This window comes from Photobacterium sp. GSS17 (assembly GCF_028621875.1).
GTDB classification, from domain to species: Bacteria; Pseudomonadota; Gammaproteobacteria; order Enterobacterales; family Vibrionaceae; genus Photobacterium; species Photobacterium ganghwense.
In genome coordinates this window covers 1,039,856-1,064,939 of sequence record NZ_CP117518.1, presented here as the reverse complement: position 1 = coordinate 1,064,939, position 25,084 = coordinate 1,039,856, and the positions used below count along the sequence as shown (strand labels likewise).

The window sequence follows — 25,084 nt, the reverse complement described above, 5'->3', positions numbered from 1 at the left end:
CTTTTTCTATGACAGCGCTAACATTATTTTCCTCAATGACGACGATTTGGCGTTTTTAGCACCAATCGACACCCAAGATGCTTGCCGTTCCGGCAGAGCGTGCTAATCTCCTTCAAACCAGTGCGTATTCCAGTGGGTATCTTTCTCTCTTAATCACAGGTTCTAACCGGTTGATTTGTCAGTGCTGGCAGGTGCCTAGTTGAATTTGTATTGTTGAAAAAAGGGTGAGGGAAGATCATGGATATTTGCTTTTCACAAACAGAAGCGCGTGTTGTCGGTTGCTTACTAGAGAAAGAGGTAACCACACCTGATCAATACCCATTAACATTAAACAGTCTGACGACTGCCTGTAATCAGAAAAGTAATCGTGATCCTGTGATGGCGCTGGAAGAAGCGGATGTGCAGGATACGGTCGAAGCGTTGAAAGTAAAGCGTATTATTCAGGAAGTGACCGCAGGCTTTGGCAGTCGCGTGTCAAAGTATCAGCACCGATTCTGTAATACAGAGTTCAGCACGTTCCAGTTCAGCCAGCAGGAAAAAGCGGTCATTTGTGTGTTATTACTGCGTGGTCCTCAGACTGCCGGTGAAATTCGTACTCGTACCAATCGTCTTTGTGATTTTAAAGATGTCAGGGAAGCGGAACAGGTTCTCAATGATCTGGTTGAACATGCGAAGGGGCCGTTTGTCGTAAAACTGCCTAAAGAGCCGGGTAAACGTGACTCCCGCTATATGCATCTGTTCAGCGGAGAAGTGGATCTGGACGCTTTGCAACAGGCTGCCGCTTCCGCTGCACCGGTTTCATCTGCTGCGTCTGAACGTATTGAAGCGCTTGAGAGTGAGGTTGAAGCCCTGAAGCAGGAAGTGGCGGAATTGAAAGCCTTGGTCGAATCTTTAACCTCTTAATTCTGTTTTTACACAAAGCCCGGCAGTGCCGGGCTTTTTTGTGTTAGGCTGCGTCTTTCGTAACACTTTGCCAATCAAGTTATCTACTCTTTGGTTATCCACATCATTGATGAGTGGTTAAAAGAGCAGAGTTGAGAGTGTCAGGACTTTCGATGGAATTGCCAACCGCCAGTGAACCGATCCTCTCCACACAGGATTTCACAGATCAGGCTCTTCAGAAACAGACTTGCAAGAAACAGGCTGTCTGGTCGGTCTATTTAATCAGAACGGCCCGAGACCAGCTTTATTGTGGTGTGACGACAGACGTCGATCGCCGTTTTGAGGAGCATCAGTCCTCGCCCCGAGGGGCAAAGTATCTGAAAGGAAAAGGTCCGCTGTCTCTTGTCTGGTCGCATAGTGTTGGTGATAAACGGACAGCGATGCAGTTGGAATATCGGATAAAACGGCTGACAAAAGCGCGAAAGGAGCAACTTATCCTGCAGAGTGATAAAGACTCACAACTGTTGTGGTCACTGCTGGATTGAGACTGAATGTAATCCTTTCCGTTATTGATTGATATTCCTCTCATTAAACCTTTAGGTATCGTTAAAAGGTATCTTTTGGAAATTGAACCGTCAGTCAGTTGACACTAAACTGCTTTCGGTCGCGTATTTACCCCGAAAGGGGAATGTTTAGGGAACACTGTTATGGCGCTTAAAGCCACTATTTACAAAGCACACATCAATGTGGCGGATCTTGATCGTCATGTATACATCGACAAGTCTCACACCTTGGCGTGTCACCCGTCTGAAACTGTTCAGCGTCTTATGCTCAGACTGATTACCTGGGGACTGAATGCGGATGAAGATCTGCTGTTCACCAAGGGGCTGTGCGATACTGATGAGCCGGATCTCTGGATTAAAAACCTGAGTGATGAGATCGAACTATGGATTGATCTTGGTTTACCCGATGAGAAACGACTGAAGAAAGCGGCACACCGTGCGAAGAAAGCGCTGATTGTGGCTTATGGTGATAATGCCGCGCCAATTTGGTGGCAGCAGAACAAAGCCAAAATTCAGCAGTATGGCAATATTTCCGTGATGTTTGTTAATGATCAGACATTGGCAGAACTGGAAGACCTGACTGAGCGTTCAATGCAGTTACAGCTGACCATTGAAGGTGAGCAGGGGTGGCTGAGTGCTGGTGAAAAGAGCTGCACGATCAATCCTGAGTGGTGGCACCGCGCCTGATTACCAGTCAGTTTTTAGGTCAGCGTTATAATTTCTTCCCTGTCAGGTTATTCGGGTGAAAAATGCTCAGAAGACGGCTTGCAATGATTGTCATCAAGCCGTCATTTGATTTCGCCACTGTATACTGAAAGCATCTGATTGAGATCGCGCAAAAGAATGTCGTGAACTCACCTGCGAATCACGGTACACATTGCCTCATTCTGAATTCGAGGCAATGACCTGCTTGTTACCTTCTTACACATACCGTGATGTATGGTGATGACATTCGATGGAAATATCCCACTGATAAGGAGTAATGCTATGTCATCAACGGTTCATGCCCTGGCCACCAAGGTATGGAATTATCACCAGCTCAATCACACCTTGTCTCCCGCCGATTGCATTGTCGTGCTATGTAGTAATGACCTTCGGGTCGCTGAGTATGCAGCACAACTTTACCTTGATGGCTTTGCTCCTTATCTGGTTTTCTCCGGCGGTGTTGGTGAACTGACCCAAGGACTGTTTGACGCATCAGAAGCTGAAGCTTTCGCTGCTATCGCAACGGATATGGGCGTACCTGCTTCCGATATTCTGATTGAGCCACAGTCGACCAACACCGGAGAAAATATCCAGTTTACCCGCGCCTTACTTGAAGCCAAAGGCTTGGCACCACAGCGTTTTATTTTGGTGCAAAAGCCATTTATGGAACGCCGCAGCTATGCGACCTTCATGTGTCAGTGGCCGGGCAAAGAGGTGATGGTTGCCTCTCCGCCAATCAGCTTTGACAACTACCCGGATGACCACTTGTCCTTTTGTGACGTTGTGAACGTGATGGTGGGGGATTTGGAACGGATTAAAGTGTACCCACAATATGGTTTTGCCATTGAACAGGACATTCCTGACGATGTGTGGGCAGCATTTAATGAACTGGTGAAGCTGGGGTTTGACGGTCATCTAGTGGCAAAAGAGCCAGAAGAGAGCACCAGTTAAGCGACGCCAGAGCCCAGTGAGGCAAACAAGCCAGTTAACATATCGGCTGAATTGCCTTGTTGCTTCAGAAACCTTGTCGCTTCAGACACCTTATCGCCGCCACTAAAGGCTAGATAAATGCTGCGACGATAAGGTCTGAATCCGTATAGACAGGGCGTTTGAGAGAGGGGGCCGAATAGCCCCCTCTGATCTGAACAGACACAGCCAGCATACTGCCGTTAAATCGGCTGGGCGGCATTCATGCCCTGTTGCCAGAAGGCGACTTCCATGCGGGTTGCGGTTTTAAATATCTCACACAAACGCTGCCCGCGCTGGCTGTTAAGCGGAATTTCTTTCAGCATCGCATCCAGGCGTTCAATTGTTGTTGCCATCCCTGCCTGAAATTCTTCGCCGCCATAAAGCTCAATCCAGCTCCGGTAAGGATTACCTTCCAATACGGTTTCGTTGTTAGCCAGTAGTTGCTGACCAATCACCCCGTAGCCGATAGCACAAGGCGCTAAAGCTACAAACAGATCGGTTCTGTCTCCCGCCATACCAGTATCCAGTACATAGCGGGTGTAGCTGACCGTACCAAAATCTTCCGGCTCGGCTTCCATATCACGCTCTGTCAGCCCCCAGGTGCCGCAATATGCCACGTGGTGTGACATTTCGGTTTGCAGCAGAGCTGTCAGGCTGGGCAGGGGCTCTCGCATTTCCTCCAGCGTGACTGACTTGTAAATGGCCAGTGCATACGCCCGTGAATAGTGCTTGAGGAACAGGAAGTCTTGTTTCAGGTAATGCAGGTAGGCGTGTTTGTTCAGCTCACCACGCGCAAGCTGAATAACGAATTCGTGCTCGGTGTATTCTGCCCAGTCCTGTTGGCAGTATTGAATCAGATCTTTATGGTCCATCAGTATTCTCTCTTGGTTGTGTTTTGTTATCGCCAAGGCACGCAGCCCGGTGCCGGCTTATCACACTAAACTCAGGCAAATTGCTGTTTGCGGTTTTTGCTGGTTTTGCGCCGGGCTGCGAGGTGAATCAGAACGTCAGTACATAGTCTTTAGCGGCCGGTACGCTCTTGATAATGTCGAACTTTTTCATGAAGGCGGCATAGTCATCGTAGCGTTTCAGCTCGACGGCCCCCGGACGCAGCGCAAAGCGGGTCAGGGTATCTTCCCAGGCGTGGCGGTTTAGATCATTGTTCAGTGTGTCTGGAGAGTAAGCTACAAACTCTTTCCAGGCTTGCTCCGGGTGGTTGATCAGGTAAACCGTGGCTTTTTCCAGCGCCTGGTTGAATTTGGCGATAACCTCAGGATCATATTTGTTCTTGTTCGCGACAAAGATCAGTTCATCGTAAGGAGGAACGCCGTGCTCTTCCGGATAAAAGGCCGTCGCCTCGTAGCCTTCCAGCTCAAGCTGGTTCAGTTCGAAGTTGCGTAATCCGCCCCAGATGGCATCTACTTTGCCAGAAGCCAGAGATGAAGACAGTGCCCAGCCTACGTTGATAATCTGGACGTTATCCATCTCGGCACCGGCAGAGCGCAGCATGGTGCCGATGGTGGCATCTTCATTTCCGCCAATGGCGACACCAATCTTTTTACCTTTCAGATCGGCCAGAGAGTGAATTCCCGACTTATTCAGCACAATCAGTGAGTTCAGCGGGCCGGAAATCAGTGTGGCAGAGCGAACCAGCGGCAGCTTGGCAGCTGTTGATGAAATCAGCGTGCTCTGGTACGACACGGCCAGATCAATTTTACCGGCGGCAACCAGCTTGTCCGGCACACTCGGATCGGCGGGTTCCTGAATCTCGACCTCCAGACCTTGTTCGGCAAACCAGCCTTTTTCTTTTGCCAGAATAATTGGGCCGTGGTTCGGGTTTACGAACCAGTCCAGCATTAGGGTCACTTTTTCGGCAGCGGCCGCATTGAAGGCTGTCAGGGACAGCAGCGTCGCTAACAGGTGAGACGGTTTAATCGGGGATTTCATTGTGTATTCCTTTTGATTGTGCAAGCGAAATGACGTTATTGTTTTTGCCATGGAATGGCTTTTTTCAGCAGCATATCGGCTGCGAAGTAAAGGGTGACCGAGAAGAAAGCCAGAATGAACAGGGCGGCAAACATCTCATCAACAAACATTCGGGCATTGGCCTGGAGCATGATGTAGCCCAGTCCCTCACTGGAGCCGACCCATTCTCCGATCACTGCGCCAATCGGCGCGACCACGACAGCAACCCGAATACCGGACGCTAAGGCAGGCAGGGCAGCAGGTAGTCGGATTCGCCACAGCAGTTGCCAGCGCGTTGCTCCCATGGTTTTGGCAAGATCCAGGTAACCGTGAGGGGTGTGCCGTAACCCGTCGTAACAGCAGGTCGTGACCGGAAAAAAGATGATCAGTGCTGCCATGACGACTTTTGATGCAATACCGTACCCCAGCCAGAGCATCAGAATAGGCGCGATTGCGAACACCGGAATTGCCTGACTGGTGATCAAAATCGGCAATAACCAACGGCGCAGCGGTGCAAACAACAGCATCTGCAGCGCGAAAAACAGTCCCATGGTCAGGCCCAGCATCAGGCCAAGAATCACTTCGCTGCCGGTCACCAGTGTGTGCTGCCACAGTACATCAAAGCGCTCTACCAGCTTGGTAAACACGGCGAGAGGACCTGGCAAAATAAAAGGCGGTAGCTCAAACAGGGTGACGCAAGACTGCCAGAGACCAAGAATGACAGCTACACTGATCCCGAAACGCATCAGCTGCATCCCAAGCCCGGCAGTTTGACGACCTGTAAGGTTCTTACGCGTAGAATCGGCACTATGGCGTTGTAGCATCAGCGGATTCTGTAGCGTCTCTGTACCGGGCTTTTTGCTTTGTACAGCTTCATTGCTGAGTGAAGGCGAGAAACCGTCAGCCATAATCATTCTCCAACTGAGTGATAATCATCTGTTGATGCTCAGCCATTTCTGCATCAAAGGTTCTTGGCGGCCGCGCATGGGGTACAGTCAGCGTCTCCAAACGGGCTGGAGAACCGGACATTACATGAATGTGATGACCGAGCCGCAATGCTTCCTGCGGATCGTGCGTGATCAACAAAACGGTTTTGCCTTTCAGCAAATTAGCGGAAAGCGTCTGAAGCTTATGGCGGGTAACCGCATCCAGAGCGGAGAAGGGTTCATCCATCAGTACCAGTGGTTTGTCCTGCATTAGTGTTCGCGCCAGCGCAACGCGCTGACGCATACCGCCGGATAATTGATCCGGCATGGCAGATGCACGCTCAGCCAGTCCAACAGCCGCGAGCAGTTGCCGCGCTTTGTCGGAGTCAGGTTTATGCGGCTGATTAAAACGGGCACTCAGGCAGACGTTGTCCAGTACGTTGAGCCAAGGCAGCAGTAAATCCTGCTGTGCCATGTAAGCAATATTATTCGCTGTCGGCTGACGGTTGTGCGGTGTCAGCTCGCCCGTCCATTCAACCTGATCTTCCAGTAACCCGGCCAGATATCTGAGGAGGGTTGTTTTGCCACAGCCACTTCTGCCGAGCAGGCAGGTCCACTCACCCGCCGGTAGAGACAGATCCAGAGACGAGAAGAGCGGTTGGTTGGCATCCCGATACCGCAGGGTGAGTTGCCGGATGTCTACGGAGCACCCAGTTGAGAATTGACTCATACGGGATCACTCAGGTTGATAATGACCGGCAAAAAAATGGTGAACCGGGCCATGTCCTTCACCGATAGTCAGCGCATCCGCATGCTGAATGGCCAGTGTGATGTACTGCTTGGCGTGCCCCACAGCTTTCGCCAGTGGGTAGCCTTGAGCCAGAAACGAAGCAATGGCGGCTGACAGAGTACACCCTGTGCCATGGGTGTTACGTGTTGCAACTCGAGGTTGGCTAAAGCGGAGAACATCGGTGCCCGTGATTAGCAGGTCGGTACTGTTCTTGTCACTCTCCAGGTGTCCCCCTTTGAGCAGCACAGATTGTGCCCCTAATGTGCGAAGCGCACCTATCATCGCTTCCATATCCGATTCATTTTCTGGGATCGGTAATTGCGTCAGTGCCGCGGCTTCCGGCAGGTTGGGGGTGATCACTGTGGCTAAAGGAAGCAATTCCGTTTTCAGCGTGGTAATGGCATCTTCCTGCAGCAGAAGATCCCCGCTGGTGGCAACCATGACCGGATCAATGACCAGGAATTCAGGTTGAAATTCGCGCAGTTTCCGCGCGACGGCACGGATAATGTTCGTGTCGCTGAGCATGCCGATTTTTACGGCTTTGATGTGAAGGTCACTGAATACGGCATCAAGTTGTTGCTCGACGAATGCCGGCTCGATACCCAGAATGCCGGTTACACCTATGGTGTTTTGTGCCGTCAGGGCGGTGATAACGGAGCAGGCGTAGCCGCCTGTGGCTGAAATAGCCTTAATGTCGGCCTGAATGCCTGCGCCACCACCGCTGTCTGAGCCTGCGATAGTGAGTGTAATTGGAGTGTTGGAAATATTGGCCATAACTACCTCAGTCTTGCGTAGGTAGCTAATGCCAGAGATATGCCCAGTGATTCCGGTGAGGGAGAGTGGGATCTGATATTCAGCTAGTTCCCTACGCCATTGCTAAATGGATCAGGTTCAACGGGTCCCACAGAGTGGTCTCAGCACAAGGCTCCCCGACTAACAGTCTTCGATTTTCCGGTAGATAAACGAAAACCGGAAAATATTAAATTGTTTTTCAGACTTACGCCTGAAGTAAATTGATTTAAACACCTTTTAGAACAATCAGCAATAACAACAGATGAAAATTCTGTGTTTCAACATGTCTATTGTTAGTTGCCTGTCGCTCGATCAACCTCAATCTTTCAAAGTATTAGCTGCAGTGCGGTATTCCATTTTTGCGATCTGTTGCGATAAAAACGTTCTATTGGTTTTGCTCTGTTTTCACCCGTTTTCTCTGCTACCGGGAGATAAGCCTGCAATCTTACCTGTAACCTTACCTGCAACCTTAATAGGGGAGCTGCCTGTGTATGAATGTTTCCTTCTGATGGGGGTTGCGTCATTGCTCTCAGAATGTGGGGTTGAACTTGCTGGGAATTAAATGTGTCCTCACCTTTTCAATAACCGGCGACTCAGGCATAGTGCAAAGGAATATTCATCGTGATGAATATTTGGTTGCAAAACGGCATATCTGTATACCCCGTCATGAAGGAGAATGAAAATGGGCTATCCGATCGAAGCAAGTTGTCAGTGTGGTCAGGTCACTTACAAATTATCAGCACCACCGAAGAAAGTGATTGCCTGCCATTGCCGTGAATGCCAGAAACTGGCAACCAGCCCTTTTAGTGTGACAGCAATTGTGTCCGCCGCAGACATTGAATTTTCCGGGACGATGCATGAGTGGGGACGCTTGGCTGAGAGTGGTAACAGAAACAACGCTAAATTTTGTTCCGGCTGTGGAAATCGGATTTTTCATTTCAATCCGGAAGAACCGGACGTTATCAAGCTGAAGTTGAAACCGGTTGGCATGATTGACGATACGGTTTTTGCGCCGACCATGCACGTTTGGGTCAGTGAAAAACTGAGCTGGTACCAGATTCCGGAAGGGATGCCGACATTTGATAAACAACCTGGTGCCTGATATCGAGTCTATTCAATATCCACTTAGTACGGAGAAAACATGGACGTTATTTTACCTAAGCCATTGAAAGCTGGAGATACGATTGGTTTCTTTTCACCTTCATCCCCAGCCACCGCGTTTGCCCCAACACGTTTTATGCGCGCAAAAGCCTATCTTGAACAGCAAGGGTTTGTGCTCAAAGCCGGACAATTAACCGGATGCAGCGATCATTATCGGTCGGGGACGATTGCGGAGCGGGTAAGTGAACTGAACACATTGATTCGTGACCCGAGTGTACGCTGCATTATGTCGACAATTGGGGGAAGTAACAGTAATGCGTTATTGCCGTATATTGACTATGAGGCGCTGAAACGCGATCCCAAAATCATCATCGGTTACTCCGATGTCACCGCGTTACTGCTCGGTATTTATGCCAAAACTGGCCTGATTACCTTCTATGGTCCGGCTTTGGTGGCCTCGATGGGTGAGCTTCCCCCTTTGGTGGATAAAACATTTGCATCCTTTCGTGATTTGCTATGTTCTGAACGTCAGCAATCCTTTACCTACAGTGTGCCTGCACAGTGGAGCGAGGAAATGATTGACTGGGAAAAACAGACTGCGCCTAAGTCAACCCATGACAATCGGTGGGAGTTTCTGGGTACAGGAACGGTGTCCGGTAGAATCATTGGCGGTAACCTGAATACCATGACAGGGATTTGGGGCAGTGAGTTTATGCCAGAGGTTAGGGAAGGTGACATTCTTTTGCTGGAAGACTCACTGAAAGGAATTGAAACCGTTGAGCGATCATTTTGTCATTTGAAGCTTTGCGGCGTTTTTGATCGTGTTTCCGCCATTATTTTGGGTAAACATGAGCTTTTTAATCATCGAGGAACCGGACGTACCCCTCTGGCAGTATTGCAGGAAGTGTTGAACGATCAGGAAATGCCCATTCTCAATGGCTTTGACAGTTGTCATACACATCCGATGTTAGTGACGCCATTGGGTGTCAAAGCTGATATTGATTTTGATGCCGAAACGGTATCGCTGCGGGGACCGTGGTTGGAACAGTGAGGATGCGGAACCTCTATCGTTTGGTATTGGGGTTATACGGCCTTTGGATTCTGCTTGCTATCAGTATTACCCTCTTGATTTTATATAGTTTTGATAGCCCGAAATGGCTGTTCGGCTATCTTTTCGTGTTAGGGAATCTTGCTTTGGTGCTGTTTTGGGCGAATGTTCGATTACATCAAAGAGCCAAACAAGGAGGTCTGTGTGTCAATACCATCGGATTTAAGGAAACTCTGCTATCATGTTTGCTCTTTACTCCGATGGAAGCTGTTATTGTGCTGCCCGCGATTAACCTCTACCGTCTTCGTCATACGGTGTTAGTAGAGAAATCACGTTGTGGGTAAAGTGTCAAACGGTCAGCATCTGGCTAGCCGACTTGACCGTTTAGCAGTGCGGACTATTCGTGGTGTAAAACATTTTCAGTGTAGAACCTTAGCAATGTAGAACATTAGCAGTGTAGGACATCAACGGTGAAGAAAATTCGCTATACTGCCAGCCATCAGGCGTGTTGTTTCTGTTTTTAACAGGGATAAGGCGTTGTGATTTAGTCTTTTTATGCAGATCGTGAGATTAATAAAGTTGTTAAAACATGTTCAAGGTATGCGACATGACAAACGTTAATTGGCCTGCGGTGCTCAAATATGCCGGTGATTCTGAGTTGGTATATGTTTCTGGTGAGCAAGCATGGGCCGAAGACACTGACTTGCATGCGCTGGGTTATCAGGAAGAAGATGTTCTGATTGATTCCAAAGGAATGCTCTTTGTACCGCAAGCATTGGCTAGCCAGCAGGCGGCATTGATACCGACCGGGCGTCAGCTAACGTTGACGGAAATGTTGAGTTATGTGCAGCTGCATCAATCATGCTCGGGTTTCTGTTGTGCGGCGAAATCCAACTTTGCAACGATCGAAGAGGCTGTCAGGGCTCTGGATGAAATGGCTTAAATGCATATAGAGCGCAGAAAAGAATAACCAATAAGTAAATGAAACAGGATGGAAAGGGCGATATGTGTCAGTGGACCGGAAATGGATAAGGTTCTGATGCTAATTGTACCCTTGACGTTTTGACGTTAGTGGTAAGTCGTACTGGATATGTGCGGCGTTGACAATATCTGTTTTATTTATCTTCAGCAAAAGGAGTGGATGTCTGATGGAAGTGCATTTTGAAACGATGGACCAAGAGGATGTCAGATCTACCTTCACTTTTTATAAACAAGGTATGATGCCAATCATTTCTGAAGCAATTGGATGGGACGAAGACTTTCAGCAAGAGAGATACCAAAACAGGCTTCACCCTGATTGGTTTTACTGGCTAACGCAAAATGGCCAGCGATGTGGTTATGTCTGTTATAAATACACTGACACTCACCTGCATGTACATTTGTTGATTCTTTTTCCTGAGTATCAACGAAAAGGCATTGGGCGAAAGGTTTTAATTCGGTTATCAGAAGAAGCGCATAGAAAAAATAAGGTATTGTCACTGAGTGCGTTTAAAAATAATCTTCCTGCTATTGCGTTATATCAGTCATTGGGCTTACAGATTCTCAGCGAAGATGATATTTTCTACGATTTCACTAGTGTGATGTAAGGCGTTATTCATCCAAACGCAAGAAATTCAGTCATTTTTATCCACAGTATGAATACCATTATTATCCATCTTCAATAGTGGTTGTTTTAAATGCGTTTGAGAATGTTGCTAAATAGCTGAGGGAAGAACGGTGTTAAATATAGAAACAGAACGACTCGTATTACGTCCATTAGCGCACACAGATAGTGACTCCTTATTTGATATATTCTCTGACCCTGCAGTTATGGAATATTGGGATGGTTCACCGTGGCGCACTATCGATCAAGCACATGCATTTATCCATGATGCCCATTTGGCAAATGAGCGTAGGGAAAGCCTGACGTTGGGTATCTTTGCGCGTGATTCAGGTGAGCTGCATGGGAAATGTATGTTGTTTAAAATACATGAGGAATCGAAGCGGGCTGAATTAGGATTTGGAATCGCAAAGTCAAGTTGGGGAAAAGGCATTGCGCTGGAGGCGACATCGGCTCTTGTGACATACGCTTTCACAACCATGGCCCTGAACAGATTGGAAGCGGAAATTGATCCTGCTAATTTCGGTTCCGCTCGATTGCTGGAACGTTTGGGCTTTATAAAGGAAGGGTACCTGCCTGAAAGATGGATTATTGACGGCAAAGTATCAGATTCTGCATTGTATGGTTTGCTGATAAAAAATTGGCAGTCTTCACATTCATATTGATCCGAAAATATGATGACGTGAGTCTTTCCCTTAAGCAGAAGAAAAAACAGGCACTTTAGGTGCCTGTTTTTAAATCAAGAAAAATAGCTTATTTCTTACGGCAGTATTCAGCAATGATGAACATTGTCTGACCGTTAACTTTGCCCTGAATGTGTTTAGGATCATCTGTCACGCTGATACCACGAACCGCAGTGCCTTGTTTGATGACCATGCTGCTGCCTTTAACCGGCAGATCTTTGATGATAGTGACATCGTCACCTTTTTTCAACTCAACGCCATTAACGTCGCGAGGCTTGTCTTCGTCAGACAACATACCTTTTTCAGCCCACTGACGAGTGTCTTCTTCCAAGTACATCATATCCAGCAGATCTTGTGCCCAGGTTTCAGAAGCCAGGCGGTTAAGCATACGGTAAGCCATAACCTGAACGGCTGGCTCTTGGCTCCACATGCTGTCGTTCAGGCAGCGCCAGTGGTTTTGATCCAATGTTTCCGCATCTTCGATTTCTGAACGGCATTTCTCACAAACCATTACACAGCTACCAGCTGTTGCATCTGGAGACGCTGGTACTTCGTAAACGCTCAGGCCTTCAGTGGAGGTACAAAGCTCACATTGTTCACCAGAACGCTGCTTAACAATAGATTCGATACTCATAGGAAAATTGTCCGTTATTGTGTAATGGTAATTTCACATACAGTGTGTTGTTCGGTTTAATATTATGCCATTAAATCCCAGAAAGGGAAGGAATCCAGATCAAGATCACAGGAGTAAAGTGTGTATCGGGCTTATCACCGGCAGTCGGAATCAGTAAAATTCTGCGTTAAACTGGGATAAATTTGTGGTAACAGCTAAGCTTTCTATGACAAGAAATTAACTGTCATTTAGGTAACAGACTATCAGGGGATGCTATGAGAAAGCTGGCTGTACTGCTTTGTATTCTGGGACTTACTGGATGTAATGACGATGATGTTAAAGATACGCTGACAGGAAAAGCTGATGTTTATGCTGTTACGTCGGCCAAACTTGATGGTGAAGACCGTTTCAAGGATCTGGCAACACTGGAAAATGAGACAGGCACTACGGTTCCTGATGATTTTCCGGCTGGCACACCGGATGAGCTGGCTCAACGACTTGCATCTCTGGGCATTGACGTTGAAGAGACATCCTGCGGTGCCATCGATACCAGTAATGGCGACGTCTGTTTTGGCGAAGAAGGCAATAAAGCCTGTGTTCCGTCGGAAGTTCAAACTGTAGGACTGACCATTTACAAAATCAGTATCGGTGATGTGAAATTAGCGTATGACAATGGTTTTTATCCCAAACTCGCCGCGGAACTGTTAGGCAATACCTATGCGTCATTTGATATCGACGAGGTGGCTTGCTCAGTTATTGGGCAATAGCTGAGCTTTGATTTGAATTTGCCGTGCTGGCGTCTTCCCTTGGAACCTTGAAACAGGCACCGTCACGGTAAATTGTTCTTATGCTCTCATCTTGTCCAAGCAATGTATGTTGATGTGACCTCTTTTTTTGTCACCGATCTTGACGTAGTTGATGCTAATGTTACTGATGCTCACGTAGCATTGGCCTGCGAATTAGCCCCTGCATACTTGTTCTTTTCAGCCTCATTATGAGGCGGCTCCTCAAGTTGCGAGACATATAACGCTTCTTGGAAACGTCACTTCCGGACTTCAATAAAATTCAGCTACTCAGTCGCAGGCCTTACTTAATATCAGTAATTTGCTTTGAAAGATTGATACATTGCCCCGAGCTTAAATTGTCTTGGAAATCAATCTCATGAAATTACCTGTTTTATTACTGGCGATCGGGGCTGCCTTGAACACGCCATACTCGCTGGCTTCTGATGTGACTAGCTATGTGGTTGGTGGAGAGCCAGTAGTGGCAACAGATGATCAGAACTGGATGGCCTCGATTCGGCTCACCCAGGCAGATACCAGCCATATCTGTGGCGGCAGCCTTATCAACAAAGATTGGGTGCTGACCGCCGCGCACTGCTTGGTTCATTCGGGGGATAAAGGTTTTTTCGTCTTGGCGCCAAATCAGCTGAATGTGATGATCGGTTCAAAAAGTGTGGATGTTGAAGATACATCCAACCTTTATGCCATCACGCATGTGGTTGTCCATCCGGCTTATTCGCCAGTGCCAACGGTGAAAGTGACTTCCCAGACGGATGGTTCAGTCGTCACTGAAGTCCTGTCGTTGGCGCTTGATAATGATATTGCTCTGCTCCGGCTGGAACAAAGTGTGCCTGAGTATAAAGCGACGCCGATTCAGTTAAGCAATGGCCTTATGGCAGATGAGCTGGACAGACGCTTGGCTGATGAATGGGAAGATTCTAAACGTCCGAAAAATACTAAAGTGTCAGGTTGGGGTTCGATCAAGCCTGATGGCACCGGTATCGCTGAGCGGCTCATGGAAGCAGAGCTTGCATACCTGCCGATTGATGAGTGTTTCGAGCGCCTGGAACTAGGCAACCAAGCTCACTACATTATCGATAGTCCGCTGAACCGGACCAAGATTTGTACTATGCCACCAGAGGCATTGTTTGATGATGAAGGAAAACCCCTTGGGCATGGTGCTGATTCCTGTAAAGGGGACAGTGGTGGACCGTTGAGAGCAAAGGATGCTAACGGTAACTGGTTACAGCTGGGCATCGTTAGCGGAGGTCCCGCCGGAACACCAGTATGTGGATCGTATTCCCGCCCAGGATTCTACACCCGTGTAGGAACCTACTTTGAATGGATCGAGCAAAACGTCGGAAAGATCCCGGATCAAATCATCACGGAACCTGATTTTATTGTTGATCAGAACAATGACAGCAGCACAGGCGGTGGCAGTGATAGTGGTACGGGGGGGACGCCGGGCGGCAAAGACGAGGAAATCACTGGCGAATGTAATCCGAGTGTCGAAGGCATCAGTCCTAGCAACTGTAATATCTCATCGGGTGGTGGCGGTACTGCTTCATGGGGAGCCTTGTTTTCATTGCTGGTGGTCGCAGGCTGGCGACGATTTCGTCATCGTTAACAGCAAACAATCATAGGAAATCGATAGGGCCTAAACCTTGATGTCGGCTGCCTGTGAGGGATCTATTGGTTTAAGACGTATCTATTTGTCTATAAGGTGTTAGCTGTAAGGTAGCTATCTGTAAGGGAGCTATCTGCATCGCCACTATGACTGCATGATCACTTTAAATAGCTCTGAGCTATTCTCAATGGCTCAGAGCTATTTCTATATAAATTTCCCCAGAACGCTTTTTTAGTTGGCTATTCTGAACGGCAGGAAGTGACATTTTTAATAGATTACGCCTTAATCCTTTCTCGATATTCTCAGTGACTACTGAATAGCCTGGCTGAGTGTTTTGCCGTACAGATTCTCAGCGTTGAAAACTGACCATTTCATCCTTTCCGTTCAAACAGATGCTGGTCGACGCCGGCGTTGTCTGTGCAAGTATCTTTCCGTGTCGGACAGAGTAACGAACCGGAACCTGCCGACGCAGGGCATCAAAGTCATTTTCAGCCGGTAGTATGATCAGATTGCCGGGTTTACCCTCATCCAGACCATAGTTATCCTGTAAGTTCATGGTGCGTGCAGAATGGGTGCTGATTAAATCAAGAGATTGATTTAATTGCTCGTAGCCCATGATTTGACAGATGTGAAGCCCCATGTGCAGTACCTGGAGCATGTTTCCGGTTCCCAGTGGATACCAGGGGTCAAAAACATCATCATGGCCAAAGCAGACATTGATTCCGGCGGCCAGCATTTCTTTGACACGGGTTACGCCTCGTCGTTTCGGATAATCGTCAAATCTTCCTTGGAGGTGGATGTTTACCAGTGGATTGGCCACAAAATGGATGCCGGAGAGTTTGAGGAGTCTGAACAGTCGTGAAGTGTAGGCGCCATTATACGAGTGCATGGCGGTGGTGTGACTGGCAGTGACCCGATGACCGATTTGGTCCCTGTGGGCCAAGGCAGCAACGGTTTCCACAAAGCGTGATTGTTCGTCATCAATTTCATCACAGTGTACGTCAATAAGCGTATTGTATTTTTGGGCAAGCTCGAACACATAGTGAAGAGATTCAACACCATACTCGCGGGTAAATTCGAAGTGCGGAATTGCGCCAATTACATCAGCCCCCATTTCAACGGCTTCTTTCAGCAGTGCTTTTCCATTAGGGTACGAGAGAATCCCTTCTTGCGGAAAAGCCACTATTTGAAGGTCAACCGACTCTTTTAGCTCTTCTTTCAGTGATAGCATCCCTTTTAGGGCAGTCAGAGTCGGGTCAGAGACGTCCACATGGGTGCGAACATGCTGAACACCATTTGCTATCTGCCACTTCAGGGTTTTCAGGGCGCGTTGTTTTACGTCCTCTTCGGTGAGGAGTGCTTTGCGCTCAGCCCAGCGTTCAATACCTTCAAACAATGTCCCGGTCTGGTTCCAGTTGGGCTCTCCCGCCGTTTGTGTCGTATCGAGATGAATGTGAGGTTCACAAAACGGGGGCATCGCCATGCCGCCTTCGCCATCCAGTATCGTGCCTGAATAGTTAAGCTTGGTATCTACGGAAGTAATGCTGCTGATCACTCCCTGTTCTATAAGAATTTGGTGTAAGCCGCTGATTCCACGCAGGCTGACATTGGTTATCAACAGGTTGGCTTTAAGCATCATTCATCGTCCCTATGTGTAATTCCGGTTTCTGAGTATTTCCAGACTGCTGGCCGTATCTTTTCAGTATCGCTTACACCTTATTAATCCAACACAAAAAGGGGCTGAATATGGTATCTCATCCATCTTTTTTACGACCTCTTTGCTTGTGATGCCGGAATGAAAATGGGGAGAAGAGGAAGGAAAAATGTTTGATGTGCGCTCAATAAGGTGATGGTGGGCTCAGCTGATTGTGACGAAGGGCGTTCTAGTGTTTTTACGGCCGCGCGTTATTGGCCAAACAGGAAAGTATAGAATGCAATACTGGCTTAATTCTCTGGGGGTAAACTGTGAGCTCTCTACCTGTGGATAACTCTCTTATCCACAAAAGTTGTGAGTAACTCTGTGGGAAATGCTCCGGTGCTAATAGCCATGCTGCTTTCCGCAAAGTCAATACCTTTGAATAATGAAAAATGATGTAAATTCAACACCCTTGATGCAGTTCAATTAATCGACATCTTGAGTGGAAATTTCACAAAGTGATGATTTTTTCGGGTTTGGTGTCCAATTTGTTAGATATCTAAATGGTGCTGAACGAAAGATGATGTGCCTCGGAGGCCAACACCCTCCGGTAAGTGGTGCTCGGAAATGGCTCACTTGTTTATATTGTTTGTTTTTACACGTGTTGATTTCGTCAGGTTATAGACTGCAACGGGATGGAGGGCCGTGCATTAATGTGCAGGCTTTGGGCTAGCCAGGCTCCTGGCATCGAGTCATTGGATTTCTACGTGCCGAGTGAAGTATTTTTCGGTTAATGGCTCTGTCTGATGATTTTCTATACCTAATATTTTTTCAGAGGACCAATTTTCATTTAGCTCTGGGGAATGACGGCTTTGAAACGGCAAGAGTGTACGAGTAAGTTCGCCCTGAATGGTATTTGGGAACTGAACAAAAGTGGTGATAATTTTTACGTGGTTATTGTGAACCAGTAGGCAAATAATACATCTGAGACGGCATACAAAAATGAGTAAAAATAGATATGACGTAATTTTTTGTGTATTAAGGCTTATCGGTTAGTTGAATTTAACTCAGGCTTGAAAAGAGGAGAGTGGCAGGGTGGAGGCAAAAAAAGTGGCGCCAGAGCGCCACTGTTTAGTTATTTTCTGTAAGAACTAGCGATATTATCAATACGCTGGTTGGCACGCATAGCTTCTTGATAAGCAGCATCAGCCGCTGCGCGTGCATCGTTTACAGCGCCAGCCATCTGATCTTGCTGGCTTTGTAGCGCACCAACCTGATCAGAAAGCATATCGACTTTGTTGGTGAGTTGCTGCATTTGATCTACTTCGTCTGAGCTTGAGCAGCCAATTAGCGTCGCACTCAGGATGATTCCGGTAAGGATAGATAATGAACGGTTCATTTTTCTTAATTCTCCTTTGTTTGCCACTACAGACCGAGTGTTAAAAGATTCAGTCGGCAGAATTAGTATGGCAGAACTTGTGAAATTTGCTGCTTGAACATCAATTTAACGCGATTTTTTTTCTCTCAAATGTGAGAATCATCGCCTAAACAAGCGTAAAAATGCGGTCTGCGGTGTTACGAGCTTTTGCCTTGTAAGACTTGTTCGATGGTATCAACCAGGCGTTTCGGGTTGAGTGTGTGTTGCACTTTTTCGATTAGCGAACCGTCAGGTTTCAGGAAATAGAAGTAAGAGCTGTGATCGACAGCGTATTCAAGGGCCGATCCTTCCAGTTCTGTTCGCATATATAACACGCCGTATTTTTGCGCTAGGGCTTTAATCTGCTCATCTGTCCCCGTCATCCCAGTAATATTTTTGTGGAAATATTGCGCATATTGAGCACTTTTTTCAGCTGTGTCACGTTCTGGATCAAGAGTAATAAAGACAGGCCAGACACGTTGAAGTTGATCGTCATTTAATTGTTGTAATGCTGCCGAAAGTACAGCTAAAGAAGTAGGGCAGACATCCGGACAATGGGTATATCCGAAATAAACGACACGGATACGTGAATCTTCATTGTTATATAAATCGATAGCTTCTTTGCCGCTTTCCAGAATATTCATAGGATATTCAGGCTTTGCAGCGGTCTGATTTTGCTTATCAACAATAATGCTGGTAATAAGGCCGGCAGCGAGCGCCAAAGCCAGAATTATCCATTGGTATTTCATTGCTTCATCCTTACTGAAATATATTGCGGCTGATAATCATTATTGATCGTAGTGGGTATAATCCGCCCTTTCCATGTCATTGCATCTGACACACAGAAAGGCAGCATCAGCTCACCTCGAAAAAGTGGGCTGTCAGATTCTCGGGTCAACTTGGCCTTATAAACACCCATCATCATCTCATGCCCTTCGAGTTCCACTATGAGTTCTTTAATATTGTTATCAAGTTTTGGCCAGGTAACAGAGAGGTTGGCTGGTGCCATCGGGCGAACAATATCTGTGTCCAACTCAAGCTGTGCTGAGGTTGTGTGACAGGGGGTTGTCGATAGCGCACAAATCTCCTCATCAGGTACACCTGCTATCAGTGTTGCCGTCGAGGTTTGCTGTGCATGAGAGGACATGCTATCCCCAAGCGAGCCGGACAGGACATTTTTCCCCATCAAGTATGTTAAGCCAAACCCCAGTACACATGCGCCGGCAAGGAGTACGGGATGATTCAGATGTCGCTTCATTTCAAAGACCTAACAGAAAACAGTGCGCGAATCATATCACTGAGCAGGCGAGTCACGGTGCTGATATGTGCAATTTGTGAGGAGGCTTTTGATAAAAAGGGGGAATTGTTGCTGTGACTGGATGTCTGTAATGCCTTTTTGACGTTAATAACATCCGTGTTATCACCTTGTTGGTGTTCTGAGCTGTATTCAGGAAAATGCTAGCAGGATCACTTTAAGAAGAATACGAAAAGTGACCTCTACCTCAAAAGTATTACGCAATAGGAATAATATCCTGATCCGATTCCAATCAAATACATAAATTGCTACAGGATAATTCCGATGAAGAAGAATAAAGTGTCTCTGGGAATAATGGTTGCAGGTCTGTGCTTCAGTTCCCTCAGTTTCGCTGCTAACGACTTACCTAACATCAAAATTCTGGCAACTGGCGGGACTATCGCCGGGGCAGGACAGTCAGCGACAGAATCCAGCTATACCTCAGGACAGGTTGGTGTTGAGTCACTGATCCAAGCTGTACCCGAAATGACCAAAATTGCGGATGTCAGCGGCGAGCAAGTTGTGAACATTGGCTCGCAGGATATGAACGATGAGGTTTGGCTGAAACTGGCTAAACATGTAAATGAATTGCTGGCGCGAGATGATGTTGATGGCGTGGTGATCACCCATGGCACAGACACTATGGAAGAGACAGCATACTTCCTGGATCTGACAATCAAAAGTAATAAGCCTGTTGTCTTGGTTGGTGCAATGCGCCCGTCAACCGCAATGAGCGCGGATGGCCCGGTCAACTTATACAATGCAGTTGTGACTGCGGCTGATAAAGACTCTGCCGGACGCGGTGTACTGGTTGCCATGAATGATACGGTGTTTGATGCACGTGACGTCACTAAGACAAATACCACTGCCGTTGATACTTTCCGCTCACCAAACATGGGGGCGTTGGGGTATATCCACAACAGCGACGTTAGCTACCAACGTAGCCCGGAACGTAAGCACACATCGGAAACGGTTTTCGATGTGACTAAACTCGATAAACTGCCGAAAGTCGGTATCGTTTATAACTATGCGAATGCCTCGGCGTTGCCAGTTAAAGCCATGGTTGAAGCTAACTTCGACGGTATTGTGAGCGCCGGTGTCGGTAACGGTAATATGTACCACACGGTATTTGATGAACTGGCAAAAGCCAGTAAAGATGGCGTGATGGTGGTACGCAGTGCCAGAACGGGGGCGGGTTCCACAACATTGGATGCAGAAGTGGACGATAAGAAATATGGCTTTGTTGCGTCCGGTACGCTAAACCCGCAGAAAGCCAGAATTTTGCTTATGCTGTCCCTGACACAAACTCAGGACTATCGTGAAGTGCAGAAGATGTTCCAGTATTACTGATTTCAGTGTGAACGATTGAGAGTGCTTTGTTCAGGCTGTAGTGAGTATCAGTAAGTACAGTTTTCAGTAAGCACAGTTCAGGTACAGAAAAGCCCGGCATAGTCCGGGCTTTTTGTATTTTGGTGAATGATTAAAGGTATACCTTAATCTTCTGCGAGCTTTTCAAGCCCCCATACCAGGGTAATACCGACAATCATTGCCAGAACAGCATAGCCCAGCAGTGCAGGCTGGCCGGTTAGCTGTTCAAAGTTGAAAGGGGACAGGTTCTGTTCAATCAGGGGCACTTGTTCACCGCTGGAGTTGGTACGCCAAGTCAGTGTTTGTTTCCACGGCCAGATTTTGCTGAGAGTACCTATCATCAGGCCAGTCAGAAATGTCAGGGCAATGTCCCGATAGTTGCGTAGTACCCAGGATAGAACATGGGAAAACGTCAGCAGGCCAATGACACAGCCAGTAGCAAACAGTCCCAGGGTGGTGATATCCAGCGTTTTAGCAGCTCCTAGAATCGGGGTATACATGCCAAGCAGTAACAGGATGAAGCTACCTGAAATCCCCGGCAGAATCATGGCACAAATGGCGATAGAACCAGCAAGGAGAATATTGAGCGAGGTCGGCTCCAGGTTCAGCGGGTGCAACACCGTAATGCCGAAGGCAAACAAGGCACCTAGTGCGACAGCAACGAGGCGGCTGAAACCCCACTGGCTGACCTGCTTGAACATGTGAATCACGGAAATAATGATCAGTCCGAAGAAGAATGACCACAATGGGATTGGGTGGGTATGCAGCATCCAAGTAATGACACGGGCAAGCGTGAAGATGCTAGTCAGAATACCTGTCAGCAACAGGATCAGAAATGTACCGTTAATATGGGCAAATGCGGCTTTAAAGCCTTCGCGTCGCCAAAGCCCAATCAGACTCGGGTTAACACGGCGGATACTCTCAAGCAGGGTGTCATATATGCCCGTAATGAAGGCGATGGTGCCGCCAGACACACCAGGAACAACGTCTGCTGCCCCCATTGCCATTCCTTTCAAAAACGTAAGAACTTTACTCATGCTTTTCTGTAATCGAATCAATAATAAAAAACTGGAGGTATTATACCTGTTTAATAAAGAATTGGTCGGGTTTTTCATGTTAAGAGGTTGTCAGATGTCTGGCTCGGCGCGGTAAATTGTTCATAGGGATAACTGGACTTCCTGAGCCAAAACAGTATAAATCCCGGGAAAAATCATTAGAACCCAATATTTGTGTGACTAAATTCAAGGAATGTACAGAAGGTATTATCAACTTAGTTGAATAGACTCAACTAGAAGCATAAAATAATGCATTCCAAAGAAAATGGAGTTTGAGTTCAATATGATACCGACAGATTCGACACTTCGCGTTGTCAGACCAACCGACAATGTCAATGATATTGCCATCATGTACAGCAAAGCGCTGGGTTTTGAAATGCTAAAGCAATTCAAAGATCACGAAGGCTTTGACGGTGTTGTGCTCGGACACAAAAAGCACCCTTATCACCTGGAATTTGTGCATCAGATTGGAACAAAAGTAGGTAAAGCCCCGACTCAGGAGCATCTGCTGGTGTTTTATGTTGATTGCAGCCAAGCTTGGGAGCGCGCTTGTCGCAGCATGATTGATGCAGGCTTTAGCGTCGTTGAATCAAGCAATCCATACTGGGAACAGGTCGGTAAGACTTTTGAAGACATTGACGGTTACCGTGTTGTGCTTCAAAACCGCGACTGGGATAAGTGATTGCAGACCGGGAATGTGAAGTAAAGCTCAAGGATATCCTTGAGCTTTTTTGTTTGTATCTATCGATACCGATCACATCAGGTCGGGACCTGAACCAGTAAAGAATCAGCCGTATGCGATGTTAACTGCTAGTGGCGTCGTTTGGTTGCGACGGTTTGATAGGCTGATTTGAACATCAGCGTGAAACCATCCTGGGTCAGCTCTTTAGCGGAAATGTCAGCGGCTTTAAGGCGGCGGTAGCATTCGTCAAGCGCACGGATCACAGTATCTGCTTCATTCGATTTTAACTGTTTTGCAAACATTGCTTTTTCCTTAATAAGGCATTGACCTGGCCGCTTGATGGGGGCATACAGGCGAGGTGTTATGCCGATTACAATCATTGCTTGGATGAAAAGTCTCAGTGTTAACTTACAGTGTTTGTCATGAACCATCTCTGAATGGACTCACGCGTTTTTCTATGATTGCTTCTTTAAAACTGTAAGTTATCAATAAGAGTAATCAAGGAAAGTAGGGGAACTGTCAGAATAATGTTAGAGCGATGTCAAAAAGGAATGGATTTGCGATTTTGGTGCGAATTTATACTGCAATAATACGTGTTTTTATAAAATTTGTGGGTAGTTACCTATAATTATAGTGGCAAAATTATGCGTGTTTATGCTGTGAGCATAAGCCAGCGAGTTATGATAAGCCGTATGATGTTCAAGCGATGAAAGTGAGTGGGAAAGTGACTCAGTCGGTGCCGTGACCACCCATGTCATCGGCACCGATGTTGAGATCAGATGTTTAGCTCAATAGTTCTTGTCAATTTCTTCCAGTTTTTTCAAGAATGCCTGAATTTGAGTTTCGTTGTTATTGTGAAACTCTGTGGTCGTTTGATTGATCACTGATTCAGGGTCTTCGTTCATGGTATGGAAGTGATATGTATTGTGGAAGTTGATATCCAGGCTGACATGCTCATCCGACAGGCTGACAGAGTAGCCATCATGACTTTCAGTGCATTTAATATCTTCCAGCTGACTGCCGAATTCTATGGGTTTTCCCTGGGTTTTTATTTTTTCGTAGACACTCAAAAGGGTACGTACATCAACGCTGTTTTTCATAATAGCCTCCATCTCTGCTGTCGATGAATGCAGGTACATTCAGGGCCGATAGCGGGTAGCAAATATCGCAGAATTTTCTATTCCTACTTTTAAATTTAGATTCTGCTATATGGGCTGCAAGACAACCTGTCAAATCCTTATTCCAGATCAACTTTTTTAATTGCGTTTGATGTTGATTTTCCTCTTCATTTCAAGGTGACGGCAGGCAAATGAAGTGGTAGCTTGATAGTACGAAGAATGAAATCACCATAAAACGGAATTTTTATTATGTTTAAGCAGCTAGCCGAAGCACAACCGGATCCGATACTTTCCCTGACACTGGCTTTTCGTGAAGACCCGCGTGAAGAAAAAGTCGATTTGGGTATTGGGGTTTACCGAAATAATCAGGGGCAGACCCCTATCATGCAAGCTGTGCAATTGGCGCAGCAACAGGTTGTCGCAAACCAGACAACCAAAGCCTATGTTGGGCTGGCTGGCAGTGAACCTTTCAACCAGTCAATGATGGATTTGTTGTTAACTGGTACATCGGCACATTCGCGTGCAGCTGCAGTTCAAACGCCGGGTGCCAGCGGCGCACTGCGTATGCTGGCGGATCTGATGCATCTGGCGCAGCCTGATACAACGGTCTGGATCACGAATCCAAGTTACGTTAACCACAAGCCTGTGATGGAAGCTGCTGGCCTGAAAGTACGTTTTTATCCGTATTTTAATCCTGAAACCAAACAGGTGGACAGTGACGCAATGCTGGCTGAGCTGGCTAAAGCTGGTCCGAAAGATGTTGTTCTGCTGCATGGCTGTTGCCACAACCCGACCGGCGCAGATATTTCCTTCGCGGACTGGCAGGCTATTACCGATCTGGCGAATAAGAATGGTTTCCTGCCATTTGTCGATATCGCGTATCAGGGGTTCGGTGACGGGTTGGAGCAGGATGCTGCAGGTCTGCAGCATCTGGCTAATAACGTTGAAGAAATGGTGATCGCAACGTCCTGTTCTAAAAACTTCGGTTTGTACCGTGAGCGTACTGGTGCAGCGATTGTGGTCAGCGATTCCTTGCAACAAGCCAACAAAGCGAAAGGCCGTATTTTGAACCTTGCTCGCTCTTCTTACACTATGCCACCGGATCATGGTGCTGCGTTGGTGGCAACCGTTCTTAATGATGCCGCACTGACGAAAGTCTGGAAGCAGGAACTGTCTGAAATGCAACAGCGTTTAGTATCACTGCGTCATGGTCTGGTTGAAGCCGTACGGGCGCAGGGCTCGGAGCAGTTTGATTTTATCTGTCTGCATAAAGGGATGTTCTCTGTGACAGGGCTAAGCCCGGAGCAGATTGGTCGACTGCGGGATGAGTTTGCCATTTATGCTGTAGGCGATGGCCGTATAAACATCGCGGGCTTGCAGGAAAATCAGCTTGATTACGTGGCGAAAGCTTTGCTGACGGTTTCTGCCTGAAAACGGTAGTACCGACCGTTGAGCGCGGTCAGACTCG

General features: G+C 47.2%; 27 protein-coding genes, 1 pseudogene and 1 riboswitch. Of the genes and pseudogenes, 15 read left to right on the top strand and 13 right to left on the bottom strand.

Features of this window, described 5'->3' with window-relative positions:
• The first annotated feature begins 237 nt into the window (after nt 1–237).
• The 4 genes from PGW97_RS21310 (at nt 238) to PGW97_RS21295 (ending at nt 3,101) form a co-directional block, all read left to right on the top strand.
• Nucleotides 238–903 carry a YceH family protein gene (locus tag PGW97_RS21310; RefSeq protein ID WP_273859750.1) on the top strand — a complete coding sequence of 222 codons (666 nt, stop codon included), beginning with the start codon at nt 238–240 and terminating at the stop codon, nt 901–903.
• A 152-nt stretch (nt 904–1,055) separates the two neighbouring features.
• Entirely contained in the window at nt 1,056–1,427 is a 372-nt protein-coding gene (locus PGW97_RS21305; protein WP_273859749.1) for a GIY-YIG nuclease family protein, read from the top strand.
• Nucleotides 1,428–1,589: 162 nt separating this feature from the next.
• Nucleotides 1,590–2,132 (top strand): YaeQ family protein, encoded by a 543-nt coding sequence (locus PGW97_RS21300; protein ID WP_217391621.1) that lies wholly within the window; start codon nt 1,590–1,592, stop codon nt 2,130–2,132.
• Between the two features lie 300 nt (nt 2,133–2,432).
• Complete coding sequence (locus tag PGW97_RS21295; RefSeq protein WP_047885958.1) at nt 2,433–3,101, top strand: YdcF family protein; 669 nt, start codon at nt 2,433–2,435, stop codon at nt 3,099–3,101.
• A 218-nt stretch (nt 3,102–3,319) separates the two neighbouring features.
• Here the strand turns inward: PGW97_RS21295 and tenA are convergent, their stop codons facing one another.
• From tenA to thiD, 5 genes and pseudogenes are all read right to left on the bottom strand, one after another.
• Nucleotides 3,320–3,991, bottom strand: coding sequence for a thiaminase II (gene tenA, locus PGW97_RS21290; RefSeq protein WP_273859748.1), 672 nt, complete (start codon nt 3,989–3,991; stop codon nt 3,320–3,322).
• A gap of 127 nt (nt 3,992–4,118) precedes the next feature.
• Nucleotides 4,119–5,066: an ABC transporter substrate-binding protein gene (locus tag PGW97_RS21285; protein WP_047885956.1), complete on the bottom strand. Its 948-nt coding sequence runs from the start codon at nt 5,064–5,066 to the stop codon at nt 4,119–4,121.
• Between the two features lie 35 nt (nt 5,067–5,101).
• A pseudogene (locus tag PGW97_RS21280) lies at nt 5,102–5,830 on the bottom strand (ABC transporter permease); the annotation flags it as partial.
• Between the two features lie 154 nt (nt 5,831–5,984).
• Entirely contained in the window at nt 5,985–6,740 is a 756-nt protein-coding gene (locus tag PGW97_RS21275; RefSeq protein WP_273859747.1) for an ABC transporter ATP-binding protein, read from the bottom strand.
• A gap of 6 nt (nt 6,741–6,746) precedes the next feature.
• Entirely contained in the window at nt 6,747–7,574 is an 828-nt protein-coding gene (gene thiD / locus PGW97_RS21270) for a bifunctional hydroxymethylpyrimidine kinase/phosphomethylpyrimidine kinase (RefSeq protein ID WP_273859746.1), read from the bottom strand.
• Nucleotides 7,575–7,645: 71 nt separating this feature from the next.
• Nucleotides 7,646–7,742: riboswitch (TPP riboswitch) on the bottom strand.
• A 532-nt stretch (nt 7,743–8,274) separates the two neighbouring features.
• On the opposite strand from thiD, the gene PGW97_RS21265 reads away from it, so the two are divergent.
• The 6 genes from PGW97_RS21265 to PGW97_RS21240 all read left to right on the top strand — a co-directional run bounded on the left by PGW97_RS21265 (nt 8,275) and on the right by PGW97_RS21240 (nt 12,006).
• Entirely contained in the window at nt 8,275–8,694 is a 420-nt protein-coding gene (locus tag PGW97_RS21265; protein ID WP_047885953.1) for a GFA family protein, read from the top strand.
• 39 nt (nt 8,695–8,733) lie between these two features.
• On the top strand, nt 8,734–9,744 hold the full coding sequence (locus PGW97_RS21260) for a S66 family peptidase (RefSeq protein ID WP_217391618.1): 1,011 nt from the start codon (nt 8,734–8,736) through the stop codon (nt 9,742–9,744).
• A 2-nt stretch (nt 9,745–9,746) separates the two neighbouring features.
• Complete coding sequence (locus PGW97_RS21255) at nt 9,747–10,085, top strand: hypothetical protein (RefSeq protein ID WP_273859745.1); 339 nt, start codon at nt 9,747–9,749, stop codon at nt 10,083–10,085.
• Between the two features lie 263 nt (nt 10,086–10,348).
• Nucleotides 10,349–10,684, top strand: a complete 336-nt coding sequence (locus PGW97_RS21250) for a DUF4144 family protein (protein WP_047885950.1) — start codon at nt 10,349–10,351, stop codon at nt 10,682–10,684.
• A gap of 205 nt (nt 10,685–10,889) precedes the next feature.
• Complete coding sequence (locus PGW97_RS21245; RefSeq protein WP_273859744.1) at nt 10,890–11,327, top strand: GNAT family N-acetyltransferase; 438 nt, start codon at nt 10,890–10,892, stop codon at nt 11,325–11,327.
• 130 nt (nt 11,328–11,457) lie between these two features.
• Nucleotides 11,458–12,006, top strand: a complete 549-nt coding sequence (locus tag PGW97_RS21240) for a GNAT family N-acetyltransferase (RefSeq protein WP_273859743.1) — start codon at nt 11,458–11,460, stop codon at nt 12,004–12,006.
• A gap of 88 nt (nt 12,007–12,094) precedes the next feature.
• Here PGW97_RS21240 and PGW97_RS21235 read toward each other — a convergent pair whose 3' ends face one another.
• Nucleotides 12,095–12,658, bottom strand: coding sequence for a PhnA domain-containing protein (locus tag PGW97_RS21235; RefSeq protein WP_047885947.1), 564 nt, complete (start codon nt 12,656–12,658; stop codon nt 12,095–12,097).
• Between the two features lie 254 nt (nt 12,659–12,912).
• Between PGW97_RS21235 and PGW97_RS21230 the strand changes: the two genes are divergently transcribed.
• A complete protein-coding gene (locus PGW97_RS21230; protein ID WP_217391614.1) occupies nt 12,913–13,404 on the top strand; it encodes a hypothetical protein in 492 nt (163 codons plus the stop codon).
• A gap of 394 nt (nt 13,405–13,798) precedes the next feature.
• Nucleotides 13,799–15,046 (top strand): S1 family peptidase, encoded by a 1,248-nt coding sequence (locus PGW97_RS21225; RefSeq protein ID WP_273859742.1) that lies wholly within the window; start codon nt 13,799–13,801, stop codon nt 15,044–15,046.
• Nucleotides 15,047–15,395: 349 nt separating this feature from the next.
• Here the strand turns inward: PGW97_RS21225 and PGW97_RS21220 are convergent, their stop codons facing one another.
• The 4 genes from PGW97_RS21220 to PGW97_RS21205 all read right to left on the bottom strand — a co-directional run bounded on the left by PGW97_RS21220 (nt 15,396) and on the right by PGW97_RS21205 (nt 19,357).
• Nucleotides 15,396–16,682, bottom strand: coding sequence for a cytosine deaminase (locus PGW97_RS21220; protein ID WP_273860640.1), 1,287 nt, complete (start codon nt 16,680–16,682; stop codon nt 15,396–15,398).
• A gap of 1,135 nt (nt 16,683–17,817) precedes the next feature.
• Nucleotides 17,818–18,081, bottom strand: coding sequence for an Lpp/OprI family alanine-zipper lipoprotein (locus PGW97_RS21215; protein ID WP_047885944.1), 264 nt, complete (start codon nt 18,079–18,081; stop codon nt 17,818–17,820).
• 176 nt (nt 18,082–18,257) lie between these two features.
• Nucleotides 18,258–18,848, bottom strand: coding sequence for an SCO family protein (locus PGW97_RS21210; protein ID WP_047885943.1), 591 nt, complete (start codon nt 18,846–18,848; stop codon nt 18,258–18,260).
• Nucleotides 18,845–19,357: a hypothetical protein gene (locus PGW97_RS21205; protein WP_273859741.1), complete on the bottom strand. Its 513-nt coding sequence runs from the start codon at nt 19,355–19,357 to the stop codon at nt 18,845–18,847. Before PGW97_RS21205 ends, PGW97_RS21210 begins: the two co-directional genes overlap by 4 nt.
• Before the next feature lie 321 nt (nt 19,358–19,678).
• Between PGW97_RS21205 and ansB the strand changes: the two genes are divergently transcribed.
• Nucleotides 19,679–20,743 (top strand): L-asparaginase 2, encoded by a 1,065-nt coding sequence (gene ansB / locus PGW97_RS21200; protein ID WP_273859740.1) that lies wholly within the window; start codon nt 19,679–19,681, stop codon nt 20,741–20,743.
• Between the two features lie 143 nt (nt 20,744–20,886).
• Here the strand turns inward: ansB and PGW97_RS21195 are convergent, their stop codons facing one another.
• The gene (locus PGW97_RS21195; protein ID WP_273859739.1) at nt 20,887–21,798 is read right to left on the bottom strand and encodes a DUF368 domain-containing protein; all 912 of its coding nucleotides are present in this window, start codon (nt 21,796–21,798) and stop codon (nt 20,887–20,889) included.
• Nucleotides 21,799–22,099: 301 nt separating this feature from the next.
• On the opposite strand from PGW97_RS21195, the gene PGW97_RS21190 reads away from it, so the two are divergent.
• Nucleotides 22,100–22,498, top strand: coding sequence for a VOC family protein (locus tag PGW97_RS21190; protein WP_047886350.1), 399 nt, complete (start codon nt 22,100–22,102; stop codon nt 22,496–22,498).
• Between the two features lie 128 nt (nt 22,499–22,626).
• On the opposite strand, the gene PGW97_RS21185 is transcribed toward PGW97_RS21190, so the two are convergent.
• Together PGW97_RS21185 and PGW97_RS21180 are read right to left on the bottom strand one after the other, a co-directional pair.
• The gene (locus PGW97_RS21185; RefSeq protein ID WP_217391610.1) at nt 22,627–22,800 is read right to left on the bottom strand and encodes a hypothetical protein; all 174 of its coding nucleotides are present in this window, start codon (nt 22,798–22,800) and stop codon (nt 22,627–22,629) included.
• Between the two features lie 486 nt (nt 22,801–23,286).
• Complete coding sequence (locus tag PGW97_RS21180) at nt 23,287–23,598, bottom strand: DUF3081 family protein (RefSeq protein WP_047885940.1); 312 nt, start codon at nt 23,596–23,598, stop codon at nt 23,287–23,289.
• Between the two features lie 267 nt (nt 23,599–23,865).
• On the opposite strand from PGW97_RS21180, the gene PGW97_RS21175 reads away from it, so the two are divergent.
• Complete coding sequence (locus PGW97_RS21175; protein ID WP_217391608.1) at nt 23,866–25,047, top strand: amino acid aminotransferase; 1,182 nt, start codon at nt 23,866–23,868, stop codon at nt 25,045–25,047.
• Nucleotides 25,048–25,084: the final 37 nt, after the last annotated feature.

Excerpts from the sequence above, each read along its gene's own strand:
- PGW97_RS21255 (WP_273859745.1), top strand. The coding sequence starts at position 9,747 with ATGCGGAACCTCTATCGTTTGGTATTGGGGTTATACGGCCTTTGGATT.
- PGW97_RS21265 (WP_047885953.1), top strand. The coding sequence starts at position 8,275 with ATGGGCTATCCGATCGAAGCAAGTTGTCAGTGTGGTCAGGTCACTTAC.
- PGW97_RS21210 (WP_047885943.1), bottom strand. The coding sequence starts at position 18,848 with ATGAAATACCAATGGATAATTCTGGCTTTGGCGCTCGCTGCCGGCCTT.
- PGW97_RS21230 (WP_217391614.1), top strand. The coding sequence starts at position 12,913 with ATGAGAAAGCTGGCTGTACTGCTTTGTATTCTGGGACTTACTGGATGT.
- PGW97_RS21275 (WP_273859747.1), bottom strand. The coding sequence starts at position 6,740 with ATGAGTCAATTCTCAACTGGGTGCTCCGTAGACATCCGGCAACTCACC.
- PGW97_RS21305 (WP_273859749.1), top strand. The coding sequence starts at position 1,056 with ATGGAATTGCCAACCGCCAGTGAACCGATCCTCTCCACACAGGATTTC.
- PGW97_RS21220 (WP_273860640.1), bottom strand. The coding sequence starts at position 16,682 with ATGCTTAAAGCCAACCTGTTGATAACCAATGTCAGCCTGCGTGGAATC.
- tenA (WP_273859748.1), bottom strand. The coding sequence starts at position 3,991 with ATGGACCATAAAGATCTGATTCAATACTGCCAACAGGACTGGGCAGAA.
- PGW97_RS21225 (WP_273859742.1), top strand. The coding sequence starts at position 13,799 with ATGAAATTACCTGTTTTATTACTGGCGATCGGGGCTGCCTTGAACACG.
- PGW97_RS21295 (WP_047885958.1), top strand. The coding sequence starts at position 2,433 with ATGTCATCAACGGTTCATGCCCTGGCCACCAAGGTATGGAATTATCAC.
- PGW97_RS21190 (WP_047886350.1), top strand. The coding sequence starts at position 22,100 with ATGATACCGACAGATTCGACACTTCGCGTTGTCAGACCAACCGACAAT.
- PGW97_RS21250 (WP_047885950.1), top strand. The coding sequence starts at position 10,349 with ATGACAAACGTTAATTGGCCTGCGGTGCTCAAATATGCCGGTGATTCT.
- PGW97_RS21205 (WP_273859741.1), bottom strand. The coding sequence starts at position 19,357 with ATGAAGCGACATCTGAATCATCCCGTACTCCTTGCCGGCGCATGTGTA.
- PGW97_RS21215 (WP_047885944.1), bottom strand. The coding sequence starts at position 18,081 with ATGAACCGTTCATTATCTATCCTTACCGGAATCATCCTGAGTGCGACG.
- PGW97_RS21195 (WP_273859739.1), bottom strand. The coding sequence starts at position 21,798 with ATGAGTAAAGTTCTTACGTTTTTGAAAGGAATGGCAATGGGGGCAGCA.
- PGW97_RS21300 (WP_217391621.1), top strand. The coding sequence starts at position 1,590 with ATGGCGCTTAAAGCCACTATTTACAAAGCACACATCAATGTGGCGGAT.
- ansB (WP_273859740.1), top strand. The coding sequence starts at position 19,679 with ATGAAGAAGAATAAAGTGTCTCTGGGAATAATGGTTGCAGGTCTGTGC.
- PGW97_RS21245 (WP_273859744.1), top strand. The coding sequence starts at position 10,890 with ATGGAAGTGCATTTTGAAACGATGGACCAAGAGGATGTCAGATCTACC.
- PGW97_RS21235 (WP_047885947.1), bottom strand. The coding sequence starts at position 12,658 with ATGAGTATCGAATCTATTGTTAAGCAGCGTTCTGGTGAACAATGTGAG.
- PGW97_RS21260 (WP_217391618.1), top strand. The coding sequence starts at position 8,734 with ATGGACGTTATTTTACCTAAGCCATTGAAAGCTGGAGATACGATTGGT.
- thiD (WP_273859746.1), bottom strand. The coding sequence starts at position 7,574 with ATGGCCAATATTTCCAACACTCCAATTACACTCACTATCGCAGGCTCA.
- PGW97_RS21180 (WP_047885940.1), bottom strand. The coding sequence starts at position 23,598 with ATGAAAAACAGCGTTGATGTACGTACCCTTTTGAGTGTCTACGAAAAA.
- PGW97_RS21185 (WP_217391610.1), bottom strand. The coding sequence starts at position 22,800 with ATGTTTGCAAAACAGTTAAAATCGAATGAAGCAGATACTGTGATCCGT.
- PGW97_RS21175 (WP_217391608.1), top strand. The coding sequence starts at position 23,866 with ATGTTTAAGCAGCTAGCCGAAGCACAACCGGATCCGATACTTTCCCTG.
- PGW97_RS21285 (WP_047885956.1), bottom strand. The coding sequence starts at position 5,066 with ATGAAATCCCCGATTAAACCGTCTCACCTGTTAGCGACGCTGCTGTCC.
- PGW97_RS21310 (WP_273859750.1), top strand. The coding sequence starts at position 238 with ATGGATATTTGCTTTTCACAAACAGAAGCGCGTGTTGTCGGTTGCTTA.